8 protein-coding genes and 1 pseudogene are annotated in these 5,431 nt (G+C 62.2%); 7 read left to right on the forward strand and 2 right to left on the reverse strand.

Annotated features, from left to right (window positions below; all coding sequences use genetic code 11):
• Positions 1-552 precede the first annotated feature (552 nt).
• The 4 genes from AC1D01_RS18945 to AC1D01_RS18960 all read left to right on the forward strand — a co-directional run bounded on the left by AC1D01_RS18945 (position 553) and on the right by AC1D01_RS18960 (position 2,910).
• On the forward strand, positions 553-1,044 hold the full coding sequence (locus AC1D01_RS18945; RefSeq protein ID WP_457337931.1) for a hypothetical protein: 492 nt from the start codon (positions 553-555) through the stop codon (positions 1,042-1,044).
• A 138-nt stretch (positions 1,045-1,182) separates the two neighbouring features.
• The gene (locus AC1D01_RS18950) at positions 1,183-1,560 is read left to right on the forward strand and encodes an ASCH domain-containing protein (RefSeq protein WP_477868967.1); all 378 of its coding nucleotides are present in this window, start codon (positions 1,183-1,185) and stop codon (positions 1,558-1,560) included.
• Positions 1,561-1,724: 164 nt separating this feature from the next.
• Positions 1,725-2,228, forward strand: a complete 504-nt coding sequence (locus AC1D01_RS18955; RefSeq protein ID WP_477868969.1) for a P-loop NTPase family protein — start codon at positions 1,725-1,727, stop codon at positions 2,226-2,228.
• A gap of 163 nt (positions 2,229-2,391) precedes the next feature.
• Positions 2,392-2,910 carry a GrpB family protein gene (locus tag AC1D01_RS18960; protein WP_477868971.1) on the forward strand — a complete coding sequence of 173 codons (519 nt, stop codon included), beginning with the start codon at positions 2,392-2,394 and terminating at the stop codon, positions 2,908-2,910.
• A gap of 179 nt (positions 2,911-3,089) precedes the next feature.
• On the opposite strand, the gene AC1D01_RS18965 is transcribed toward AC1D01_RS18960, so the two are convergent.
• A complete protein-coding gene (locus AC1D01_RS18965; RefSeq protein ID WP_477868973.1) occupies positions 3,090-3,689 on the reverse strand; it encodes a DUF1579 domain-containing protein in 600 nt (199 codons plus the stop codon).
• 58 nt (positions 3,690-3,747) lie between these two features.
• Between AC1D01_RS18965 and AC1D01_RS18970 the strand changes: the two genes are divergently transcribed.
• Entirely contained in the window at positions 3,748-4,200 is a 453-nt protein-coding gene (locus AC1D01_RS18970; protein ID WP_477868975.1) for a winged helix-turn-helix transcriptional regulator, read from the forward strand.
• A 40-nt stretch (positions 4,201-4,240) separates the two neighbouring features.
• Positions 4,241-4,891 carry a glutathione S-transferase family protein gene (locus AC1D01_RS18975; protein ID WP_477868977.1) on the forward strand — a complete coding sequence of 217 codons (651 nt, stop codon included), beginning with the start codon at positions 4,241-4,243 and terminating at the stop codon, positions 4,889-4,891.
• A gap of 12 nt (positions 4,892-4,903) precedes the next feature.
• Here AC1D01_RS18975 and AC1D01_RS18980 read toward each other — a convergent pair whose 3' ends face one another.
• Positions 4,904-5,137 (reverse strand): Imm32 family immunity protein, encoded by a 234-nt coding sequence (locus tag AC1D01_RS18980; RefSeq protein WP_477868979.1) that lies wholly within the window; start codon positions 5,135-5,137, stop codon positions 4,904-4,906.
• 99 nt (positions 5,138-5,236) lie between these two features.
• Here AC1D01_RS18980 and AC1D01_RS18985 point away from each other — a divergent pair.
• Positions 5,237-5,431, forward strand: a pseudogene (locus tag AC1D01_RS18985) (IS256 family transposase); the annotation flags it as partial.

The following is a 5,431-nucleotide window of genomic DNA, read 5'->3' on the forward strand; positions in this document are numbered from 1 at the left end:
GCCATGAGCCGTCCGTCGCGAGCGGCGGCTTTCCGGTAGGCTGCGATCACGGACTGCGCCAAGCATTTGCGATTTCTTCACCTCGATTCGGTCTCTTCCAATGGCAACTGATCTCCAAGCGCTCGCGAATGACGTTAATGATGAACGGGACTTCATCCGCTTCCTCTTCGCCCTCGCTGAAGATTGGGAAGCCGAACGAGCCATCGAGGCATCGACACCGTCTAGTCCCTACGGCCCAGGAGCGCTCGGGTGGGAGAATGGAACTGTCGGTGCCGTTCTCGAGCGGGCTGCGGCCTGGGGCCACGTGTCGATCGACGGGCTTCGCTTCTATGAGAAGCCGTCCAATCCGTGGAAGCGCGCAGCCCAAATCCTAGGAGCAGGGAAGTTCTACGAGTGACGTCGATCGGCCACAAGGCGTCCGTCGCAACTGGCCGCTTTTGGGGTAGCGCGGCAACAGGCTAGGATACCTGCCTCACGCCGCGTGCAGGGAAGAAAGACTGCCGCAGCCGTCGCCACAGGGGTGTCCTCCATAACACGTCAGTCCGCAGAAAGATGAACAGCCGCATTCGGAAACAGGTAGATGAGCTTAGCGCCGAGGACTTTGAGGCTTTCTCATGCTGGGAGTACGCGAGCGACGAAGAAGGCCGGAATGGGCTGGACGAATGCACAGTCAGGCCACTGGATCCGTCGCGCCTCAAAGTCGAGACTGGCCAGGTCATGATTCAAGCAGTGTTCTTCTTCCCAAACGGGCGCGTACGCCTTGGGATGATGACGCTCAATGCTGGTGACGATCCTTCGGGGCATCAGCCCGTTATGTTCCTCGGCAAGAAGCACTTGCACTTCTACAGCGGCGCCTCCGAGCCAAGCAAGACGGAGGTTCGATCATTCCGAAAAGCCGTAGAGCAGGTTTGCCCTTCGCCGTTCCCGATACGGTTCGTCTCGTCGGTCCTTGACGTCGACGGTCGGCCGATTGCCTATGGCGAACTACGTGGCTTGTACTGGCTGGCAAATTGGAGAACCAATGAGCTTCGCGTTGCAGCCTGACCCGTCAGCTGCAGCACCCGAGAGGCTGTAGTCGGCCACCTGCGGACGGTCACCAATGTCGGCATGCCGGCATGCCGCGCGGAACGCCGCAGGCTATGCTTGCATCTTTGCTACCCGATGCTCGCTGGAAATCGAATCTTGCTTGCACTTTCAATAGTTGCGCCCAGCGGCACAAGCATCGCCCTCGGTCGAAAGACGCTCGAAGTCAGATCGTGGCGTCCCGAGACCCTGCCGCTGACGGATTTGCTGATCGTTGAAAACGGACGCTTCTTGTCCGCACACGGCGATTCGGATGATGACGGACTACTGGTAGCTGTCGTAGACATCGCCGGAGTTCAGCCTTGGCTGCCCTCGGAGGTTGAACCTGCTTGCGCCACTGCCTGGGCCCCTGGCTACTGGGCATGGCGTATTGGCAACGTTCGACGCATTGCAAGACCGCTGAAGGTGACCGCAGCGCGCAAGCTGTACGACATACACCTTGACCCAAGTGACCTTGCGCTGTTGTTGGCGCAGTAGCTGCAACTGGCCACTTGCAGTTGGTCGCCAGCAGCAGCTGGTGGTCACGGTGCCTGACCAGTGCGACCTATAGACTGCGACACGTCAGCGAGATCAGATTGCACGCGATCACGTGACTTTTTCGGCAGCCTGTTCCTTTACTCTACGACTTCCCAGCGTCCGACATGAACCTGACGAGAACCCTCATCATTGGGAATTCGGGCTCTGGCAAGAGTTGGCTGGCCGAGCGGATTGCCGGTTCTCTCCAGGCTCCGCACCTTGATCTCGATCTGATCCATTGGGAGCCAGGCGGATTCAACGTTGCACGGGGGAGGGAGCATGCGATTGAGCTTGCAAGAGAGGCCGCTACTGGCTCAAGCAGTTGGGTCATCGAAGGCATCTACGGCTGGCTCGCACGTGAGGTTACGTCGATGACAACGGCGCTGATCTGGTTATGCCTTGATGAGGCCGAATGCGCCGTCAATCTCAAGCAGCGCGGTGTACGCCGGGGCGGAACAGGCGACTCGTTCAATGCTCTACTCAGCTGGTCCGAGACTTACAGAACGCGAGAAGGCTCAAGCTCGCACTCCGGTCACGAACGATTGTTCAACGACTTCCCAGGTGCAAAGACTTGTCTTCGTCAGAGAAGCGAGGTGACGGCGTTTGCCGACCTCAGTTCCAAGCTTTGAATGAATAGCGGCTTCGAAGAGCCGAATCTGACGCATGCAATGTCCGCAACGGGTCGCTACTGCCGAGGAGGCGCAGCGGCCGGCCGGCAATAATCGGCCAGGATCTGCCGGCCACCAGCGCACCCTCCGGCGTGAGGCAGTTTCGAGCCGTTTAGGTGACCTATTGGACAAGAGAACGATTGAGATCGTGCCGTTCAGTCCGCTGTGGGCAGGCATGTTTGCGCATGAGCAGAAAGCGCTCGCGGGCCTTCTTGGACCGGATGCACGCATCCACCACATTGGCAGCACCGCGGTTTGGGGGCTGGCTGCGAAGCCGGTCATCGACATCCTCGTCGAGGTGCCGTATGTCGAACGACTCGACTCTCATACCAGAGCTTTTCGAGAGCTTGGATACGAGTCGCGCGGCGAGAATGGGATTCCTGGGCGTCGCTACTTCGTCAAGGGCCTCTCAGAAAGGACGCATCAAGTCCATGCATTTCGAACGGGGTCACACGACGTCCGTCGCCATCTTGCGTTGCGCGACTTCTTGCGAGCGAACGACGAGATCCGGGACGCGTACGCTGTCGTCAAACACCACGCCGTTGCCGAATGCGGCAACGACATCCATGCTTACGTCGCCCTGAAGAATGACTTTGTCAGGCTGCTGGAGGCACAAGCTTTGGCTGACTACCGTGACGTTTAGCATCAAGCTCGGCGTCTGCTTTTGAGCGGTGAGGTTTGCGTAGCGAAGGACTGCAACGGGTCGATAGCTCTATTTCGCAGATTGCACGAGCAGCCATTGGTGCCGTCGCGCACGACGGCTGCTGTTCCTGGCGTCGTGCCCATGACATCGCCGATGCAGCGAACCGCTGCTGGCCCGACTCACGCCCTCGTATCCACCGCGATCCAGTTGATCTCCCATGTCGCGCCTCCGTCGGCCGAGAACGCCTGCTCGAAGCGGCAGCTGTCGGCGTTGGTCGATTCGATGACGAAGCGCACGAGCACGGGCCGGCCGTTGAATTCCTCCGCGCTGTAGAAAACGCCGCGCGGGGTGCTGCCGAATCCGCCTGTCATCGGGATGGCGAGCGTGCCGGATGCGGCGTTGGAGAAGTTGAGCGTCCACCGCTTGAGTGTCGTGTCGAAGAGCCGCAGCGACAGCCCCTGGATGCGCCCTGCGGATCCGGAGACGTCGAGTTCGGCGAGGTTCGCGCGGCCGCCCAGCACCGGGCTCACGACGGTCGTGCCGGCGTACTCCGCCCAGGCATCGGATCCGCTCAGCGGTTGCAGGCGGCGCCGGAGCTGCGTGTGCCAGCGGCCGTGTTCGAAGTCGAAATCATGCGGCGAACCGACCGGTGTCGCGGGGATGGCCCGCGCGGTGTCGACCGGTGCGGTCGAAGGTGGCGCAGGCACGGCGCACGCGCCGAGGAGCGCCAGCACGCCGGCGATGCCGTACGAGATCGAACGGGTGGGCAACTGGACCATGGTGGCAAGGCCTCCGGCGGTGAGGGTGACTACACTGGGGCGCACTCTAGCCAGCACCATGGACACCGCCAAGAAGGCACCTGCAGGTAACCGTCCGCGCGTTGCACGTGCCAACGCGATTCCGGGCTGCGCGCTGACGGCTGCGCTGGCCGCCATCGGCGGGCGCTGGAAGCTGTTCGTCGTGTACCGGCTGTCAGACGGCCCGCGGCACTTTGCCGCGCTGCGGCGCAGCCTGCCGGACGTCTCGGCCAAGGTGCTGGCGCAACAGCTGCGCGAGATGCAGGCCGATGGCCTCGTGAGCCGGGAGCGCAGCGGGCCGGTGCCGGCCGTCGTGCACTACGCGCTCACGCCGCATGGGCGCTCGGTGCTGCCGGTGGCGGAGGCGATCCGCCATTGGGGCATGGCGCATCAGACAGCGCATGCGGGCCCGGGCCCGGCGGATGGCGCGGTCGATCCGCGTGCGGTGTGCGGTGATGTCGATTCAGGTCTGCCTCGAACGTCGAGTCTGTGATCGGACCTTGAAGGTCCAGTTCTCAAGAGGAGACATCGACATGATCCCGACCATTTCTGCCTTTGAATCGTCGCCTGACCGCGGCAAGGGGCTCGCGCGCGACATGCGGGTTCGCTGGGCGCTCGAGGAGGCAAGGCAGCCTTATGAGGTCCGCCTGCTTTCCTTCGCGGCGATGAAGGCGCCGGCGCATCGCGCGCTTCATCCCTTCGGGCAGATCCCGACCTACCAGGAAGACGATCTGGTGCTGTTCGAGTCGGGCGGCATCGTGCTCCACATTGCAGAGCACCATGCGGGCCTGCTGCCTGCCGACGCGAATGCGCGGGCCCGTGCGATCACCTGGATGTTTGCCGCGGTCAACACGGTGGAGTTGCCGATCATCGAGTTCCAGAACGCCAAGCTGCTGGAGCGCGACAAGCCCTGGTACGACGAGCGACTGCCTCTCGTCGTGGAGCGTGTGCGTGTCCGGTTGGGCGAGTTGTCCGATCGACTGGGCGATGCGGAGTGGCTCGATGGTGCGTTCAGCGTCGGTGACCTGATGATGGTCGCGGTGCTGCTGAGGTTGCGGCCGTCGGGGATGCTCGGCGACTACGCGCGGCTTGCCGCCTATGTGGCCCGCGCTGAGGCGCGGCCTGCCTACCAGCGAGCGTTCGCCGCGCAATTGGCGGTGTTCACCGGTCAGGCACGTCCATGATCGAGCCTGCTGCTATCCACGCGCCACGACGAGATGCGGCGAGGTCTCGAACTCTCTCTTTCGATCGGCCAAGTGAATGTGGTCGAACTCCTTTCCCATTCGATCCATCTCGTCTGCGCAGTGAAGCAGGAACTCGGCGATCGCGCGCAGTTCCTCGGGTGTGGCGTTCAGGGTGACCTCCGCGAGCGACGCGGGGATGATGGTGTCGATCGGTTGGTCGGTTGTCTCGTAGCCGTAGATGTGCATTGCGCCATTCCGTTGTTGCAGATGTGAGCGTGTGGGCCTCAATCATGAGCCTGTCAGTAATTTTGTGTGCGAGGCATAGCATGACGACCAGGAGCATGTATGCCAAGCAAGACGAAGACGAAGAACGAGGCGATCGCTGCGAGGACGGCGGCGCTGCCGAAGATCCCGAAGGAACTGCTGGATCAATTCACTCAAGGGCCGATGACGGCCGAGGCGATAGCGGAAGCGTCGATGGCGTTCAAGAAGGCGCTGATCGAGCGGGCGCTGGGTGGCGAGCTGAGCCATCACCTGGGC

This window comes from Rhizobacter sp. P3_B12 (assembly GCF_056402895.1).